Below are 17,292 nucleotides of genomic sequence, written 5' to 3' on the forward strand. Positions count from 1 at the left end.
GTACGAGGAGAAATCTTCTGCTTCGGACAAGTCGCAGACATGTATGGCTAAGAAGATCTCTCCCTACGGTCGAGATGACAGGTTGTGTGCGGCCAAAGGCCGTGTAATAATGGTCACTTGGCCGGAGCCAAGCGACAGACGAATATATTACCGGCCTTTATACTTCCTTAAAGCAAGCTCAATATCTGCCAAATAAACCTGATCAGGCGATTCGCAATAAGGATCGTTACGATGGTAGCCGGTTTTGGTGTATAGCTCTTTTGCCTTCAGTAAGTTTTTAATGCCCGTTTCCGGCTGCTTTAGCTTTATATAGGTAAGTGCGAGGTAATAATAAGTATCGGCCAGTTTCTCGTATTTTTTAGTTTCAAGCAATAGATCCGTTAACGCAGCATTGTAATTTTTGAGCTTGAAATTGGTTACACCCCGATGCAGGTAATCAAAAAGGCCAACTATACCTTGCTTTTCATGGTCGCGGATACACTCGTTAAAATACTGCATGGCCAACTTGTTATTTCCCATTTCGCGTTGCGAAAGCGCCATTATTATACGCAGATCATAGTCGCCATCGCCTGTGTAACCGGGCTGGCCTTTGTTGATGGTGTATAAACGTTTCAGATCGGCATAAGCATTCTCAAAATCACGCAAAAACTTGAACAAGCACCAACCACGCTGACTTAAATATTGAGGATCAGCTTTAACCGCGCGGTCTATCAGGAGTTTCCACGTATAAAAATCGCCCCGCTTTAAATACGGTACCGACATTTCGTGGAGCGATGGCGCATAAGTAGGGCAGGCCTTTATCGATTCTAAAAATATCTGCTGCGAGGTCTTGCTGCCCTGCGGATATTCTATCGCATTGTCATATAGTTGGCAGGCAAGATTATGGGGGCCATCTTTATAAATCTCGCAATTGGTTTGCGCATACAGCCATACAGGCAGGCAAAGTAACGCTATAAAGAGTGTTCTCTTCATGGTGTAATGGCTTTAATGCGTCCGTTCACCAGTTTGAAATTTAGATAGTAATAACTGTCGTAAAAATTGCCCTTATCATCTTTACCCGGCAACCATTGGTTAAGTGCTTTGCATAGCTTAAGCATCTGGTTGGTAAGGCCGGTATCAAATAACGTCTTTTGGTAATCCTTGTTTAATTGCAATACCCGGAAACGGTCTGTTTCACCCTTGCAGTTTATTACAAACCGAACAGTGATAAACCCGGTAGCCGGGGCATAGGCAGGCTTGTATTGGAATTTGCTGTTGATGAAATCCCTGATGGCTTTGCCGCCGCCTTTGTATTTGGTACCGTAATTATAGTATTGTATAATGTAATCTTTATGGCAGAAAAAAAAATCAGCTTTGTCAGTCTTGGGATCGAAAACAATATCACCTACATCTTCCGGCAATTCACTGGCCTTGGGTATTTGAGCTTTTAGGCCAAACCCGGCAACCAGTAGCATAAGTATCAGCACAAAAATTTTCAAAGGCATTTTTCGGTTATAAAGGCATACTTATGGCAAAGAGGTATGCTAAGTCTTGGATCTACACTCTTGTTTCCTGACTCTCAATCATCAACTTGAGTGATCCGCCACTATTTTCCACTCGCCGTTTATTTTGCGAAACCATAGGGTGAAATAGCCGCCCGGTGAATCTTTTTCGCGTTTCAGGTTCCAGCCGCCCAATACAAAAGCGTTGGTTTTATCTATCAGGTTAATTTTGATGATCTTAAAGGTTAGTGTGCCCATGGCGGCTTTGTCGGGATAGCCTTTCTTATAGTTATCGAGCGTTTGCTGCCAGCCATAGGTGGGGCCGCTTTTGCCTACAAATAGCAGAGAATCCGATTTCCAGTATTGCTGCATAAACTCATCAAGGTCGCCGCGGTTCCAGGCCTGGCGCTGGGTTTCTAAAACGTTTGCTATGGTTTTTTTATCCTGCGCGAAAGCTGTGCAGGCGAACAGGAACAATAAGGAGGCAAGTAACAATCTTTTCATATTGATAAAATTAAACAATATTATCACTTTATCCTTATTAGCTTTGGTAATCAAACCCCCACATATTTATGAGTAAACAGGTTTTAAGTTTTGGCGAAGTGTTATGGGATACCTTCGAAGATGGAAAGAAAGCCGGCGGTGCGCCGATGAATGTTGCCCGTCACCTGATACAGCAGGGGTTGGATGTGGTATTTGCCAGCAGCGTTGGTGCCGATGTATCGGGCGATAAGCTATTGGGCTTTTTGCAGGATAATGGCCTGTACAGCGATTTGGTACAGGTAGATCAGGAACTGCCCACCTGCGAAGTAACTGTACAACTGGATGCCGATAATTCGGCCACGTACATCATCCCCGAACCGGTATCGTGGGATAACATCAGGTTAGAAAGTGATTTGCGGAAGAAAGCCAAAAAAGTAGCCGCCATTGTATTCGGTAGTTTAGCCTGCCGTGGCGAAATAACCCGCAATACACTACGCTCCCTGCTCGAAGAAACCCCGGCGCTCAAAATATTCGATGTGAACCTGCGCGCGCCTCATTACGAGTTGTCGACCATAGAAACGCTTGCCGCCAAGGCCGACATTATAAAAATGAACGAAGAAGAAGCCGACTTGCTGATCAACGGTAGTAATGCTTCATTAGAAGATAAAATAATGGAGTTTCAAAAGAAATACCATGTAAAAACGGTATGCGTAACCCGTGGCGGTAATGGCGCCATTATTTGGCACGATGAAAAGTTTTATGAGCACCCGGGGTTTAAGGTAAAGGTAGCGGATACCGTGGGTGCCGGCGATTCGTTTTTGGCCACCCTGATAGCCGGGTTACTGGCCGAAGATCCAATACAAAATGTATTGGAGAAAGCTTGCGCCGTTGGGGCTTTTGTAGCCAGTAAGCGCGGGGCTAATCCGGTATATGTTAAAGAAGAGTTTCCAATTCCTGTTACATTCTGAATCAGCCCCGTGCTGTAGCTTTATAATAATATTATCTCCAGTTTTTGTACTGGTTAATTAAGCCGTTGGTTGATGAGTCGTGAGTTTTCACCTCATCAGCCGTACGCAGCTCAGGCAATATTTTACCTGCCAATTGCTTGCCCAGTTCAACACCCCATTGGTCAAAGCTGTAAATATTCCAGATAATACCCTGTACAAATATTTTGTGCTCGTACATGGCCAGTAAAGAACCTAACACACGCGGTGTTATCTTTTTAGCCAGTATAGAGTTGGTAGGGCGGTTACCATCAAATACCTTGAACGGCGCAATAGTTTCAATTTCTTCTTCTGATTTGCCTTGCGCTTTCAATTCGGCAACCACTTCCTCTTTAGTTTTACCGTTCATTAAAGCCTCTGTTTGCGCGAAGAAGTTCGATAACAGCAGAGTATGGTGTTCGCCAAGCGGATTGTGTGATTGTGCCGGGGCAATAAAATCGCAAGGGATCAGCTTGGTGCCCTGGTGTATCAGCTGGTAAAACGCGTGCTGACCGTTAGTGCCCGGTTCGCCCCAAATGATAGGGCCGGTAGAGTAGTCAACAATGTTGCCATTGCGGTCAACATGTTTACCGTTGCTTTCCATATCGCCTTGCTGAAAATAAGCGGCAAAACGGTGCAGGTATTGGTCGTAAGGTAATATACAGTGAGTTTCTGATTCAAAGAAGTTATTGTACCATATACCTAATAAGGCCAGTATCACCGGGATGTTCTCTTCAAATTCGGCAGTGCGAAAGTGCAGATCCATAGCATGGGCGCCATCCAGCAATTCTTCAAATTTATCAAAACCGATACCTAAAGCGATTGACAGGCCAATGGCGCTGCAAAGCGAGTAACGACCGCCAACCCAATCCCAAAACTCAAACATGTTTTTGGTATCAATACCGAATTTGCTTACCGCGTCGGCATTGGTTGAAAGCGCTACGAAGTGTTTAGCCACATCGGCATCAACCGCGCCACCCGCCAGGAACCAGTCGCGGGCGCTGTGCGCGTTCGCCATAGTTTCTTGCGTGGTAAAGGTTTTTGACGCTATCAGGAACAATGTGGTTTCAGGATCGATATTTTTTAATGCTTCGGCAATGTGCGTACCGTCAACATTTGAAACAAAATGCAGGTTAAGGTGGGTTTTGTAAGCCTTAAGCGCTTCGGTAACCATCACCGGGCCCAAATCAGAGCCGCCGATGCCGATGTTAACCACATCGGTAATGGCTTTGCCGGTATAACCTTTCCATTCGCCGCTGATAACGGCATCGCTAAAGGTTTTCATTTGCTGTAATACCGCGTTCACTTCGGGCATTACATCTTTTCCGCCCGCGTAAACCGGGGTGTTGCTGCGGTTGCGTAAAGCGGTATGCAGTACCTCGCGGCCTTCGGTAACGTTAATTTTTTCGCCATTAAACATGGCCTCAATTGCATCTTTTACCGAACACTCTTTAGCCAGTTGTATTAATAATGCAACAGTTTGCTCGTCAATACGGTTCTTCGAATAATCAACCAGTATATCCTCAAAACGGACAGAGAATTTTTCGAAACGTTCGCTATCGGTATCAAAAAATCCTTTTAGGTGTTTCGATACAATATCGATGTAATGATCGGTTAAATATTTGTACGAACTGGTGGCAGTGAAATCAATCTTTGGCAGCATAATTGAAGGTTTTTGTTTGTAAAAATACAGTTGTTTGTTCAATACAAACATACATAGTGTGCGCAATACACCAATTCAATTATTAAAATTTTAACATTTCTGTGATTTTACTTTATATTTTCTGAATAAATATTTAATATATTTGCTTTAATTATAAATAATCACACAGTCTACTATCATTTTGTTAATTACGTTAAAGAAAAACAACCATGTTTGAAAAACTTTTTTTGCTTGTGAAAAATAACGCCGGGATGGCTGTTATAGACAATCCTTCAATTCCTGAAAAATATCATGAAGCCGTTATTAACGAAGCTTCGAGTTCGATCATCGATGTATTGAAGAACCAGGTAGAGGGTGGTAAGCTGAAAGAGGTAATAAAGCATTTTCAACATCCGGATATTTATAATGACCCGCTAACCAACAGCGTGGTAAACAAGTTTGCCAACAAGCTGAATACGTTTTACAATCTTAGTCCGGCTGATGCCCTGGCTACATCGAAAATGTTGATGCCGCAGGTAATGCAGGAGTTGGTAAAAGCATCAAAAGTGCAGGATACCGATTTTGCGCTGGCTACATTTTTATCGAAATTAACAGGTAACCGTACCGGCATGAGCATGCTGGTAAATAAAATGGTTGCCGCTTAAAAAGAATATAGTTTATGTTACAAAGGCTTTGCAGGTTATACTTGCGGGCCTTTTTTAGTTAAGCCTTACCGCAATTTTATATATTTGCTACATGACAAAAGAACAGATCCAGGATTTGAGGGATAGAACAGCTTCCCTGAGGAGGCATCTTTGACATCGATACCAAACTTGAAAAACTACAGGAAGAACAGGAAATAACTGTTGGTCCACACTTTTGGGATGCGCCAAAAGAAGCCGAAAAAGTATTGGCATCAATGAAACTAAAAAAAGTATGGACGGACGCCTTTCAAAAGGTAGTTTCGGCCGTAGATGATGCCAACGTATTATTTGAATTTTTTCAAAGCGGCGATGCTACCGAGGCTGAGCTGAAAGAACAGTACAACGCTGCCCTGAAGGTGGTTGAAGAACTGGAATTTAAAAACATGCTTTCGGCGGAGGAAGATCAGCTGAATGCCGTACTGCAAATAACCGCCGGAGCCGGTGGTACCGAAAGCTGCGACTGGGCCGGTATGCTGATGCGCATGTACATTATGTGGGGCGAAAAGAACGGCTACAAGGTAAGCGAGCAAGATTACCAGGAAGGCGACGTAGCCGGTGTTAAAACCGTTACGCTACAGCTGGAGGGTGAGTTTGCCTACGGTTACCTGAAAGGCGAAAATGGGGTGCACCGTTTAGTGCGTGTATCGCCGTTTGATGCCAATGCCAAGCGCCATACCTCGTTCGCTTCGGTATATGTGTACCCGCTGGTTGATGATACCATTGAGATTGATATTAACCCGGCCGATATTGAGTTTGAAACCTTCCGCTCGGGCGGTGCAGGCGGACAAAACGTAAACAAGGTAGAAACCGCGGTACGTTTATACCACAAGCCATCTGGTATTATCATTAAAAACCAGGAGTCGCGCTCACAATTGCAGAATAAGGATAATGCTATCCGCTTGTTAAAATCGCAATTGTACGAGATAGAGATGCGTAAAAGGTTAGAGATCACCAACGCTATTGAGGGGAACAAAAAGAAGATAGAATGGGGATCGCAGATCCGCAACTACGTACTCCACCCGTACAAGCTGGTGAAAGACTTGCGTACCGATCATGAAACTTCAAATGCCCAGGCGGTGCTTGATGGTGATCTGGATGAATTTCTGAAAGCTTACTTAATGGAATTTGGCGGCCCTAAAGGGTAACAATAATGCTATAATTTAAAAAGCGGCGCTGCATAACACAGCGCCGCTTTTTGTTTAAATAAAAGTTTATAAATTGCAGAAACCTTTTATTGATTTATGAGAACAGCGGGTATACTTTTAACCTTACTATTTATGGGGCTTTTTAGCTTTGGCCAGTCGCAAAAACCTATTCCTTTATACGCTAAGGGAGTACCAAATTCCAAGCCTGCCCCCGCCGATTATGCCGAAACCCGTGATAAAGACTGGATATATAAAGTAACCGACCCGACTATTACACCATATTTCCCGGAGAAAGACAAAGCGAATGGCGCGGCCGTAGTTATATGCCCCGGTGGTAGCTACAGCGGCCTGGCATCGGCGCACGAGGGCTGGCAGGTAGCCGCCGAATTTAACAAGATAGGCGTTGCCGCGTTTGTTCTAAAATACCGTTTACCCAGCGATGCTATCATGGTAGATAAAACCATTGGGCCCTTGCAGGATGCACAGCGGGCTATTCAGCTGATTCGCGAACGTGCTGCCGAATGGGGGATCAATCCCAGCAAGGTAGGCATCATCGGCTTTTCGGCCGGAGGCCATTTGGCATCCACCGCCGGGACGCATTTCGACAAGGTAGTTATCGAAAATAAAAAGAACATCAGCGTTCGCCCGGATTTCCTGGTGCTGATTTACCCTGTGATCAGCTTCGGTGAGTTTACGCATTCGGGTTCAAAAGAGAACCTTAGTGGAAAAACTCCATCGGCACAAACTGTCGATTTATACAGCAACGAAAAGCAGGTAACCACCAATACCCCGCCTACGTTTTTAGTACACGCTACCGATGATACCGTTGTGCCGGTACAAAACAGCCTGTTGTTTTATGATGCGCTATTAAAGAACAAAGTAAAGGCCGAAATGCATATCTATCAGCAAGGCGGCCACGGCTTCGGCCTCAACCTACCACAAACACAGAAACGTTGGTTTCAAAGCCTTGCCAACTGGATGGGACAAAGTGGGTGGTTGAAGTAAGAGGAATATATTATGCGACTGTCATCGCATGAATTTTAATTCTTTTTGGACTTTGAAGGTAAAATGACGGTGGCTACAATCCCTCTCCACTGTCATTCTGAGGAACGAAGCATCTATCGCAGATAAACATAGCGAAGAAGATTCTTCACTGCGTTCAGAATGACAGTGTAAATGGGGTTAAATCAAGGCAGTTTTAGGAAAGATAACATCGCTTTTTTCAATAAACAATGCTACGCTCACTCCATTATCTCCAGCAACTCATTCAATTCATCCACCTTCTCGGTTGAGCCGGCTTGCTCGTAGGCGCTGATCAAGTTGCGGATCACTCGTTTTATAATATCGGTATTTGAGCAGGGCTCATAAAATTGTTTATCGGCATTTAATTTCAGCTGCTTTAAAAACATATCTACATCTCTCCGGCCAAATATAAAACCCTTGTTGAAGGCGTTAATGTAAAAGAGAATGCCGCTTTCAAATTCGCTTTGCTGGCTTTCATCAAGGTAAGCCAATATAAAATGCTGCGGCAGGTTTACACCATAAACAGGTATGTCCAACTTTTGGGCGATGATGGAATAGATGATAGCCAGCGAAATTTGATTACCCTTTTTGGTTTCGAGTACTTGGTTAATATAGCTGTTCTGTGGGTCTTGATGATTGGTGGTATTGCCGCTAAAGCCATGTATGTTATAAAATACGTGGTTAATCAGCTTTACCTGTTCCGCCGGGCTGCCCTCGTTCATCATCTGCAACCATATATCGCGTTTGATGTCCTCTATCTGGTTTATTACCTTTTGTTCATCCAGATCGGGGTATTGGTAACGGTTAATGATGAGCACACCCTGTAACAGATCGAATGCGCCGCCCTGTAGCCATAGTTTCAAATCGTTTTTAACAATGCCGAATTGTATTTCGTGTACCAGGTTGGCTATGCGTTCTTGCAGCAGGGCGTCAAAAGCCTGCTCAAATGCCGCTTCGAGGTGTTGGATGGCTGCTTCGCCGTAGGAGAGTAGTTTGCCGTGTACATGATCAAAGATCTCCGGATCGGGATCGTCCAGCAATTTTATCAATGAATTTACTTCGCTTGTATTTATCATGCTATAAGCTAATATAATAAATGTTTATATAATTTTACAGCCATGTTCAATTTACGGTTCGCTAAAGATTACCTCTTACACCGCGTAAAAGCAAATAACAGGCATGGTATCCATTCGCCATTTGTTTACAGGCTGGTTGATAAAATTATATACGATTTGCATGCCAAAAAAGTATATGACGATGCCGAAGCTACCCGCAAACAACTGCTGGCAAATGATACGCTGATCACCATTACCGATCTTGGCGCGGGCTCGCACGTAAACAATAACAAACAGAAAAAGATAAGCGAAATTGCCAAAAACGCGCTGAAACCGCCAAAACTGGCACAGCTGCTTTATCGCCTCGCGGCAGATGTAAAACCTCAAACTATAATAGAATTAGGCACTTGCCTCGGAGTAACTACACTTTACCTGCAACAAGCCGCCCCCGAAGCAAAAGTTTACACACTGGAAGGCTGCCCGCAAACGGCAGGCGTGGCGGCAAAACAATTTGCCAATGCCTCACTTAAAAACGTTGATTTGGTAGTGGGTAATTTCGACGATACCCTGCACAACGTAATTGAAAATTTACCCCGGCTTGACTTTGTTTTTGTTGACGGTAACCACCAGAAAGAAGCCACCATCAGATATTTTGAATGGTGCCTGCCAAAAGTGCACGAAGATACTCTGCTGATCTTCGATGATATTTACTGGAGCGAAGGCATGAAGGAAGCCTGGGCGTACATAAAAGCGCACCCCAAAGTAACCGTGACTGTCGATTTGTTTTGGATAGGATTGGTCTACTTTAAATCGGGGAGAGAGAAGGAAGATTTTAAGGTGAAGATTTAGCGGATGTGCAGATTTCTTGATGTGCAGATGTGCAAATGATTGATGTGCGGATGTTTTGATATGCGTTAAGTAATCAAAGCAGCTGCACATTTGTATTTCCGCTAATCTGAATATCTGAGATTTGCACATCGAGTCATCTGCACATCTACATATCCGCACATTTGCACATCAAGAAATCTGCACATCAAAAAAATCAAAACGCTTCTGCCAAACTCAAATACAGGCCGCTTTGCCGGGTTTCGCCGGTGCGTTTTTCGCCTATGCCGTAGTCTATACGCATGCTGAGGCCTTTTTCAATATCGAAGAAGTAGCGAAGGCCGCCGCCAATGTTGGGTTTAAGAGCCGATACCTTGAAAGAGTTGTTGAATACTTCGCCCACACCGGCAAATCCCACAATACCCAATCGCTCGTTAAAGCGATAACGTAACTCACCCTGCCCTGCAATGAGGTTGCGGTCGCGGAAACGGCCGTTGTAATAGCCGCGCATAATTTCATCATTACCCAGCGCCGGTAACAGGTAGTAAGGCGAGCTTTCGCCAACCAGGCTTTGTTCTTGGATATTGATACCAAATACCAGTTTTTTACTGATAGAAAAGAACTGCGCGTACTCAATGTTGAAAAAGCCGCCCTTATAATTGTTATTAGCGAATACGCCTTTCAGCACATTAAAATAGGTGGTGATAACCGCGCCTTTAGTAGTGTAAGTATTGTTGTTTCGGCTATCAAACACCAGGGTTGGGCCGGCAAAAATGGTGGTGCCGCCATTAGGCTGACTACTGGCAGGCAATGTTTCCCAAATACCGCCTGGTGCTTTGTCGTTCAGTTTATAATCGTAACCGCCTGCCACAATGCCCGCGTAAAAATGTTTGCCCAGTCTCTTTTCGGCAGTAAGATTCACCCGAAACCTTTTTTGGCCAAGCGGGTCTTTATCGGTTTTGCGGGTATCATTGCCCACGCCAAAATAATCGAACGGGAAATTGATAAAGCTCACATTGGCCGTAAAGTGATATTTGTTTTGCGGTGTCCAGTAGTTGGTGCTAAGGCTAAAACGGCTTTGGCCTTTGGTGGTAGCCGTGGCGTAACCGAATATGTTAGATACTCTTGTGCCCTCGTTCAGCGTATCGGTATAAAAGGAATACAAGGCTGATCCACCTGCTTCAACTCCCGTTTCGGGAGCTGAACTGAATACCGGTAATATAAAAAAGCTGCTGTGTTTACTGGTGTCTTTTTCCCAAAGCATTTTGCGTATAAACTTGGGTACAAGGTGCTTTTGAGCGTATATAGGCTGGCAACCCAGCAATATTAGGAATAGGAATAATGTTCTTTTCATCTGGCAGGATAAAGCGCCGCTAAGATGCGAATTAATATTTACAGAGGAGGAAGGGAGGGGGAATTAAAGGATATTCTACTGTTATTGCCATGGTTTTGATGTATAAACCCGATTGGCGCGGATACCGGCCTTGTGGTTAAGGCTTGTGGGTATGAGCAGAAAGCGGGACTGGCAGAACAATAGAATTACTGGCTTTGATTTTCAAATTATTATTTGTTTTCCGGTTCTCCTGAGTTTCAAAATTCAGATACTTTTAAAGTGGAGTTAGTGCGTTTGTGTCATTGCGAGGTACGAAGCAATCTCGTAGCATTTTGTGCTTCTTTTATGTTAGAGTCGTGCTGAAATTTACGTCAGTCTGCTCATTGCCGCAGCGGCTACTACTTTTGGCTGTGCCCCAAAAGTAGCAAAAGCGCAAGTCCAGCAAAAGGCTTCTTTGCCGCACAAGGCCTCAGCGCTGCAAAACGTACAGAACTTAGGGCTGGAACTTTTGCCCCGCCGCGCTATTCCTCCCTACATGCAACAAGTTCCTATGCCCGCCTTTGCGCTCGTGGCCACCACAGTTCTGCCCGTTTTCGCCCGAAGCTGTTTGCTGACGAAAAGAGCCGCCTCTGTTACCTATTCATTAACGTTTAGCTTTGACAACTTTTTAAAAGTTGTCAAAGCTTGATCTGGTTAATGCATCTCCGCTGTCGCGAGTTTAGCATAGCGTAACTCGTGACTGAGCATGGCGTAAGCTTTCAGCTTACAAAATATTAACATCTGCGGTGAGACGCCGCAAAATATCCTTCACCCGGCAGGAGCCGAAGCGACTGTAATATAGGCTACCAAATTGAAGGTAAGAACTCCCTTCTTTGCGAAGCAGAGAAGGGCCGGGGATGAGTTAGCCAATGTTAACTTTTTAAATACAAATAAGCATTTCAACAAAATACCTACTTTTGCAAAAAATTAACAGTATTCAATATGAGCACTACAACAGCAAGAGGTCCGATCTCTCAATTTATCGAAAAGAACTACCTGCACTTTAACGCGGCAGCATTAATGGATGCAGCTAAAGGCTATGAAACCCACCTGGCCGAAGGCGGTAAAATGATGGTTACCCTTGCCGGTGCCATGAGTACTGCCGAACTGGGTATCTCGCTTGCTGAGATGATCCGTCAGGATAAGATAGCTATTATATCGTGTACAGGTGCCAACCTCGAAGAGGATATTATGAACCTGGTAGCGCATTCGCACTACAAACGTGTACCTAACTACCGCGATTTGAGTCCGCAGGATGAGTGGGATTTGTTAGAGAACCACTACAACCGTGTAACCGATACCTGTATCCCGGAGGAAGAAGCTTTCCGTCGTTTACAAAAACATATCCACAAAATATGGAAAGATGCTGACGACAGCGGCGAACGCTATTTTCCGCATGAGTTTATGTACAAGATATTGTTAAGCGGCGAGCTGGAGCAATATTATGAGATAGATCCTAAAAACTCGTGGATGCTGGCTGCTGCCGAAAAGAACCTGCCAATTGTAGTACCGGGATGGGAAGACTCAACCATGGGTAACATATTCGCCTCTTATGTAATAAAAGGACAGATAAAACCGACTACGATGAAGAGTGGTATTGAGTATATGGCTTGGCTGGCCGACTGGTATGTTAAAAACTCGGAAGGTAAGGGTGTAGGTTTCTTCCAGATTGGTGGTGGTATAGCGGGCGATTTCCCTATTTGCGTAGTACCGATGCTTTACCAGGATATGGAGATGGAAAACATTCCGTTCTGGAGCTATTTCTGCCAGATCTCGGATTCAACTACATCTTACGGATCATACTCGGGCGCAGTACCTAACGAAAAGATTACCTGGGGTAAACTGGATATTAACACACCGAAGTTTATCGTAGAATCTGACGCTACCATTGTGGCCCCTCTGATATTTGCATGGTTATTAAATCAATAATTAACATCCAAATAATTTTTATAACACAAATAATATCTGTTACAACAGCTTTTAGCAAAAAGTGCGTTTAAAGCACATTCAGGCTATTTTTGGCTTTGTTTAGAACGATTATAAATTGTGGATAACTGTCATTTCTTTGTCAGCCATACTGTAATTAATTTTACTTTTGTGGCTGAAAAGTTAAAAGCCGCGCTAAACGGCGGGGTAGGTCCAGTAACTTTAATATTAATATTATTCAGCATAAATACGCTTTATGAGAAATATCTCATTAATTTTTAAACAATTCACGAGGTCGATTTTATTGGTTGCAGGCTTAGCTGCATACAGCGTAACTGCCAATGCGCAGGCTGATGTTGCGAAAGGCGAGGCAATTTTCAAGGCAAAGTGTACTGCCTGTCATAAAATCGAGCAAAAACTAATTGGCCCGGCACTGGGTCCGCAGCTTACATCAGAAACTGATGATAAGTACCTGATCAAATGGATTCAAAACAATCAGGCCCTTATCGCAGCTAAAGACCCAAAAGCTTTAAAGATATACAACGAGTATCAACAGGCAGGTATGTCGGTTTTTACCGAGTTATCTGATGCTGATGTAATGAACATTATCACTTATGTTCGTGAAGAGCATAAGAAAGCATCTACTCCGGGTGGTGATCCATCAAAACCGGTTACTCCTGAAGATAACGGTCCAAGCGAACTACTTATCTGGGGTTTGTTAGGTGTTGTTGTAATCGCGTTCATCGTAATACTTGTATTAAACAAGGTTATCGGTACTTTAGAGCGTTTGTTGCTTAAAAACAAAAACATTGTAATTGAAGAAGAGGAAGAAAAGGCACCTGTTGACCGTTTCGCTTTCCTGAAGAAAGTTGCTAAGAACAAAAAACTTGTTTTCTTCCTTGTGCTTTGTTTTGTAGTTGCGTCGGGCAGCTGGAGCTGGGTAACCATGTGGAATACCAACATGCACCAGGGCTACCAACCGGTACAGCCAATCAAATACTCGCACGAGTTGCACGCAGGTGTTATGAAAATTGAATGTCAGTACTGTCACTCAGGCGCGTTCAAATCTAAAAACGCGTCAATCCCATCATTAAACGTGTGTATGAACTGCCACAAGGTTGTTAAAACCGAGTCGCCGGAGATTCACAAAATTTATGATGCATTGGGTTACAATCCTGAAACTTCAACTTATGATGCATCTAAAGCTAAGCCTATCCAGTGGGTACGTATACACAACCTGCCAGATTTCGCTTACTTTAACCACTCTCAGCACGTAACAGTTGGCGGCATCAAATGCCAAAACTGCCACGGTCCTATCGAGACAATGAAAGAGGTTTACCAATACTCACCGCTTACCATGAAATGGTGTATACAGTGCCACAAACGTACCGAAGTTAACGGTAAAGGCAATGCGTACTATGATAACCTGCTTGCTGCTCACTACAAATTTAAAAAAGGTGAAAAAGTTACTGCAGCTATGATGGGTGGTACTGAGTGTGCTAAATGCCACTATTAATAATAACGAAAGAATTAAAAAGAACTTAGCAATTACAGTTTATATAGCTTAAATGGATAGCAATAAAAAATACTGGAAAGGTTTAGAGGAACTGAACAAAACGCCGGAATTTGTTGAGAAAAATAAGCACGAGTTTGCCGAGCCGTTGCCTATTGAGGAATTATTGAGCGGTGCGGGTTTGCAATCAAGAACTCCGCGTCGTGATTTCCTTAAAGCGCTTGGTTTTGGTGTGGGTGCGGTTACTTTGGCAGCCTGCCAGCGTGTACCTGTTCACAAATCAATCCCGTACCTGATTAGGCCTGAGGAGGTAACTCCGGGCGTTCCTAACTACTATACATCAACGCATGATGGCCACGCTATATTGGTAAAAACCCGCGAAGGTCGCCCTATTAAAGTTGAGGGTAACCCTAAGGATCTTTTATCAGGTGGTGGTTTAAGTGCGCAATCACAGGCATCAGTTTTAGAATTATACGATGTAAACCGCGTGCAGGATCCTTTATTAAAAGGCAGCACAAGCAGCTGGAACGAGGTTGATGATTTTGTAAAGAAAGAATTAGCTGCGGTACAAGCCGGCGGTAAAAAAATACGCATCGTATCATCAACAGTTAACAGCTCTTCAACGCTGGCTGTTATTGCTGATTTTGTTGCCAAATACCCTGCTGCAAAACACATCAATTACGATGCGGTATCATATACAGGTATTATAAAAGCTAACGAAGCCAGCTTCGGTAAAGCGGTAGTACCTCACTATAACTTTGATAAAGCCGATGTTATTGTAAGCTTCGCGGCCGACTTCTTAGGAAGCTGGATCTCTGGCGAAGAGTTTACAAGGCAATATGTTTCAAACAGGAACATGAAATCACTGGAAGAGAAAAAAATGTCTCGCCACATCCAGTTTGAAAGCGGCATGAGCGTAACCGGTACCAATGCCGATGCGCGTATCCCGGTTAAGCCATCTGAACTTGGTTTAGCGGTTGTCAACTTATATAATGCCCTTTCAGGTACTACATTGCCGGGTTCAAAAGAACTAAGCACAAAATCTGCAAATACCGCTATCACCCTTGTTGCAAAAGAACTTATTGCTGCAAAAGGTAAAGCATTGGTAGTTGCCGGTGCAAATGATGTAGCTACGCAAACAGTAGTAAACGCTATCAACGCATTGTTGGGCAGCTACGGTACTACTATCGATATCGAAAATCAATCAAACCAGTTTAAAGGTAACGATGCCGAATTTGTTGAGTTTGTTAACGAAGCGAAACGCGGTGAAGTTGGCGCGGTATTCTTCCTGAATGCCAACCCGGTTTACGATTACTTTAACAACAAGGATATTACTGCTGCTTTAGCTAAAGTACGCTTAAAGGTATCTTTCTCTGATCATAATGATGAAACAGCTACTGCATCTACAGTAGTAGCGCCAAACCACCATTACTTAGAGTCATGGGGTGATTCAAACGCTATATCAGGTTTCTATACCGTGGTACAGCCAACCATCAATCCGGTTTACAATACACGCCAGGCAGAGCAAAGCTTATTAATTTGGGCTGAAGCACCAGTGGCCGACTATTACACTTACGTTAGAAATAACTGGAGCAATAGCCTGCTTGCATTAGGCGGTTTATCAGGCCAAAGCGGTTGGGAAACTTTACTGCAAACAGGTTTAATTACTACCGCGCCAAAACCGGCAGGTACTTATACAGCAGCAGCTAACGTTAACGCGGCAGCACAAGCTATTGTTAGCCAATCGGCAAAAATTACTGCCAGCGGCGAGCAAGTTGAACTTCAAATTTACCAAAACACATCAGTAGGTGATGGCCGTTACTCAAACAACCCATGGTTGCAGGAGCTTCCGGATTCGGTATCAAAAGTTACCTGGGATAACTACGCTGCCATTGCCCCTAAAACAGCCGAGAAATTAGGCTATGCAGAAGGCGATGTAGTAAAAGTTGAAGCTAACGGTTATGCTGTTGAAGTACCGGTGTTAATACAACCGGGCCAGGCACAAGGCACTGTATCAATAGCCGTAGGTTACGGACGTACAGCGGCCGGACCTGTTGGTAACAATGTAGGTAAAAACGCTTATCCGTTCTATACTTACAGCAATGGTACACTGCAAACTTCACTGGTTGCTACCATTTCAAAAACCGGCGATGTATCGCCGCTTGCGCTAACACAAACTCACCATTCTTTTGAAGGTCGTGAGGCTGTTATCCGCGAAACTACTTTTAAAGAATTTGTAAAAGATCCGGCTTCAAAAAGCGGTCACGAAGAAAAACACAAAACTTATGATTTGTGGGAAAAATCTTCGAGCAGCGTGCACGAAAGACCTGCTTACGACTGGAAAATGGCTATCGACCTTAATGCCTGTACCGGTTGCGGTGCTTGTATTGTGGCTTGTAGCGCCGAAAATAACATACCTGTTGTAGGTAAAGACGAAGTACGCCGCCGCCGCGAAATGCACTGGATACGTATTGACCGTTACTACAGCTACGAAACTAAAAATGGCGCGGTTACTAAAGAGAAAGAGATTGAGAAATTAGAAGATCTTGATCATGTAACCGTTGTTCACCAACCGATGCTTTGTCAGCATTGCGATCACGCTCCTTGCGAAACTGTATGTCCTGTACTGGCAACCGTTCACTCATCTGAAGGTTTGAACCAAATGGCTTACAACCGTTGCGTAGGTACCCGTTATTGCGCTAACAACTGTCCGTTCAAAGTACGTCGCTTCAACTGGTTCAACTACTGGAACGATTCACGTTTTGATAACTACCTGAACAACGAGCATACGCAATTGGTGCTTAACCCTGATGTTACTACCCGTTTCCGTGGTGTAATGGAGAAATGCTCAATGTGCGTACAACGTATACAATCAAGCAAACTGAAAGCTAAAATTGAAAAACGCCCGTTGGTTGACGGCGAGATCAAAATGGCTTGTCAGCAAACATGTTCAGCAAACGCCATCATATTCGGTAATGCTAATGATCCTAACTCTGAGCTTTCAAAAGCATTAAAGAGCGAAAGAACTTATTATGTGCTTGAAGAGCTTAACGTACAACCGGGTATCGGATACCAGGTTAAGGTTAGAAACTCATTTGAAACTGAATTAGAAGCTTAATTAATACAACAGAGATATAAAA

General features: G+C 43.8%; 14 protein-coding genes. 8 read left to right on the forward strand and 6 right to left on the reverse strand.

Translation table 11 applies throughout. The annotated features are described in order from the left end of the window. Nucleotides 1-147 precede the first annotated feature (147 nt). The 3 genes from ABD894_RS13690 to ABD894_RS13700 form a co-directional block, all read right to left on the reverse strand. Nucleotides 148-972 carry a tetratricopeptide repeat protein gene (locus ABD894_RS13690; RefSeq protein ID WP_345211611.1) on the reverse strand — a complete coding sequence of 275 codons (825 nt, stop codon included), beginning with the start codon at nt 970-972 and terminating at the stop codon, nt 148-150. Beyond that, nucleotides 969-1,484, reverse strand: a complete 516-nt coding sequence (locus ABD894_RS13695) for a hypothetical protein (protein WP_345211612.1) — start codon at nt 1,482-1,484, stop codon at nt 969-971. The genes ABD894_RS13690 and ABD894_RS13695 overlap by 4 nt, the downstream gene beginning before the upstream one ends. A gap of 81 nt (nt 1,485-1,565) precedes the next feature. Beyond that, nucleotides 1,566-1,985, reverse strand: coding sequence for a YybH family protein (locus ABD894_RS13700; protein WP_345211613.1), 420 nt, complete (start codon nt 1,983-1,985; stop codon nt 1,566-1,568). A 68-nt stretch (nt 1,986-2,053) separates the two neighbouring features. Between ABD894_RS13700 and ABD894_RS13705 the strand changes: the two genes are divergently transcribed. Next, entirely contained in the window at nt 2,054-2,932 is an 879-nt protein-coding gene (locus ABD894_RS13705; protein ID WP_345211614.1) for a carbohydrate kinase family protein, read from the forward strand. A gap of 31 nt (nt 2,933-2,963) precedes the next feature. Here the strand turns inward: ABD894_RS13705 and pgi are convergent, their stop codons facing one another. Further along, complete coding sequence (gene pgi / locus ABD894_RS13710) at nt 2,964-4,610, reverse strand: glucose-6-phosphate isomerase (RefSeq protein WP_345211615.1); 1,647 nt, start codon at nt 4,608-4,610, stop codon at nt 2,964-2,966. A 209-nt stretch (nt 4,611-4,819) separates the two neighbouring features. Between pgi and ABD894_RS13715 the strand changes: the two genes are divergently transcribed. From ABD894_RS13715 to ABD894_RS13725, 3 genes are all read left to right on the forward strand, one after another. After that, complete coding sequence (locus ABD894_RS13715; RefSeq protein WP_345211616.1) at nt 4,820-5,254, forward strand: EAF7 family protein; 435 nt, start codon at nt 4,820-4,822, stop codon at nt 5,252-5,254. A gap of 91 nt (nt 5,255-5,345) precedes the next feature. Beyond that, a protein-coding gene (gene prfB / locus ABD894_RS13720) for a peptide chain release factor 2 (RefSeq protein WP_345211617.1) occupies nt 5,346-6,438 on the forward strand; the annotation gives its coding sequence in 2 pieces (ribosomal slippage) (nt 5,346-5,405 and nt 5,407-6,438; 1,092 coding nt in all). Between the two features lie 96 nt (nt 6,439-6,534). Next, nucleotides 6,535-7,443 carry an alpha/beta hydrolase gene (locus ABD894_RS13725; protein WP_345211618.1) on the forward strand — a complete coding sequence of 303 codons (909 nt, stop codon included), beginning with the start codon at nt 6,535-6,537 and terminating at the stop codon, nt 7,441-7,443. 236 nt (nt 7,444-7,679) lie between these two features. Here the strand turns inward: ABD894_RS13725 and ABD894_RS13730 are convergent, their stop codons facing one another. Further along, nucleotides 7,680-8,537: a transglutaminase-like domain-containing protein gene (locus ABD894_RS13730; protein WP_345211619.1), complete on the reverse strand. Its 858-nt coding sequence runs from the start codon at nt 8,535-8,537 to the stop codon at nt 7,680-7,682. A gap of 42 nt (nt 8,538-8,579) precedes the next feature. Here ABD894_RS13730 and ABD894_RS13735 point away from each other — a divergent pair, with 42 nt between their 5' ends. Then, entirely contained in the window at nt 8,580-9,365 is a 786-nt protein-coding gene (locus ABD894_RS13735; protein ID WP_345211620.1) for an O-methyltransferase, read from the forward strand. 193 nt (nt 9,366-9,558) lie between these two features. On the opposite strand, the gene ABD894_RS13740 is transcribed toward ABD894_RS13735, so the two are convergent. After that, a complete protein-coding gene (locus ABD894_RS13740) occupies nt 9,559-10,695 on the reverse strand; it encodes a BamA/TamA family outer membrane protein (protein ID WP_345211621.1) in 1,137 nt (378 codons plus the stop codon). Between the two features lie 960 nt (nt 10,696-11,655). Between ABD894_RS13740 and ABD894_RS13745 the strand changes: the two genes are divergently transcribed. The 3 genes from ABD894_RS13745 to ABD894_RS13755 all read left to right on the forward strand — a co-directional run bounded on the left by ABD894_RS13745 (nt 11,656) and on the right by ABD894_RS13755 (nt 17,270). Then, complete coding sequence (locus ABD894_RS13745; RefSeq protein WP_345211622.1) at nt 11,656-12,642, forward strand: deoxyhypusine synthase family protein; 987 nt, start codon at nt 11,656-11,658, stop codon at nt 12,640-12,642. A gap of 253 nt (nt 12,643-12,895) precedes the next feature. Continuing rightward, nucleotides 12,896-14,155 (forward strand): c-type cytochrome, encoded by a 1,260-nt coding sequence (locus ABD894_RS13750; RefSeq protein WP_345211623.1) that lies wholly within the window; start codon nt 12,896-12,898, stop codon nt 14,153-14,155. Between the two features lie 52 nt (nt 14,156-14,207). Next, nucleotides 14,208-17,270 (forward strand): TAT-variant-translocated molybdopterin oxidoreductase, encoded by a 3,063-nt coding sequence (locus tag ABD894_RS13755; protein ID WP_345211624.1) that lies wholly within the window; start codon nt 14,208-14,210, stop codon nt 17,268-17,270. The last annotated feature ends 22 nt before the right edge of the window (nt 17,271-17,292 follow it).

Source organism: Mucilaginibacter gynuensis, from assembly GCF_039541195.1.
GTDB classification, from domain to species: domain Bacteria; phylum Bacteroidota; class Bacteroidia; order Sphingobacteriales; family Sphingobacteriaceae; genus Mucilaginibacter; species Mucilaginibacter gynuensis.

Bases quoted from the DNA above. Each gene is read 5' to 3' on its own strand.
- ABD894_RS13700 (WP_345211613.1), bottom strand. From the start codon at position 1,985: ATGAAAAGATTGTTACTTGCCTCCTTATTGTTCCTGTTCGCCTGCACA.
- pgi (WP_345211615.1), bottom strand. From the start codon at position 4,610: ATGCTGCCAAAGATTGATTTCACTGCCACCAGTTCGTACAAATATTTA.
- ABD894_RS13750 (WP_345211623.1), top strand. From the start codon at position 12,896: ATGAGAAATATCTCATTAATTTTTAAACAATTCACGAGGTCGATTTTA.
- ABD894_RS13755 (WP_345211624.1), top strand. From the start codon at position 14,208: ATGGATAGCAATAAAAAATACTGGAAAGGTTTAGAGGAACTGAACAAA.
- ABD894_RS13695 (WP_345211612.1), bottom strand. From the start codon at position 1,484: ATGCCTTTGAAAATTTTTGTGCTGATACTTATGCTACTGGTTGCCGGG.
- ABD894_RS13730 (WP_345211619.1), bottom strand. From the start codon at position 8,537: ATGATAAATACAAGCGAAGTAAATTCATTGATAAAATTGCTGGACGAT.
- ABD894_RS13705 (WP_345211614.1), top strand. From the start codon at position 2,054: ATGAGTAAACAGGTTTTAAGTTTTGGCGAAGTGTTATGGGATACCTTC.
- ABD894_RS13725 (WP_345211618.1), top strand. From the start codon at position 6,535: ATGAGAACAGCGGGTATACTTTTAACCTTACTATTTATGGGGCTTTTT.
- ABD894_RS13740 (WP_345211621.1), bottom strand. From the start codon at position 10,695: ATGAAAAGAACATTATTCCTATTCCTAATATTGCTGGGTTGCCAGCCT.
- ABD894_RS13715 (WP_345211616.1), top strand. From the start codon at position 4,820: ATGTTTGAAAAACTTTTTTTGCTTGTGAAAAATAACGCCGGGATGGCT.
- ABD894_RS13735 (WP_345211620.1), top strand. From the start codon at position 8,580: ATGTTCAATTTACGGTTCGCTAAAGATTACCTCTTACACCGCGTAAAA.
- ABD894_RS13745 (WP_345211622.1), top strand. From the start codon at position 11,656: ATGAGCACTACAACAGCAAGAGGTCCGATCTCTCAATTTATCGAAAAG.
- ABD894_RS13690 (WP_345211611.1), bottom strand. From the start codon at position 972: ATGAAGAGAACACTCTTTATAGCGTTACTTTGCCTGCCTGTATGGCTG.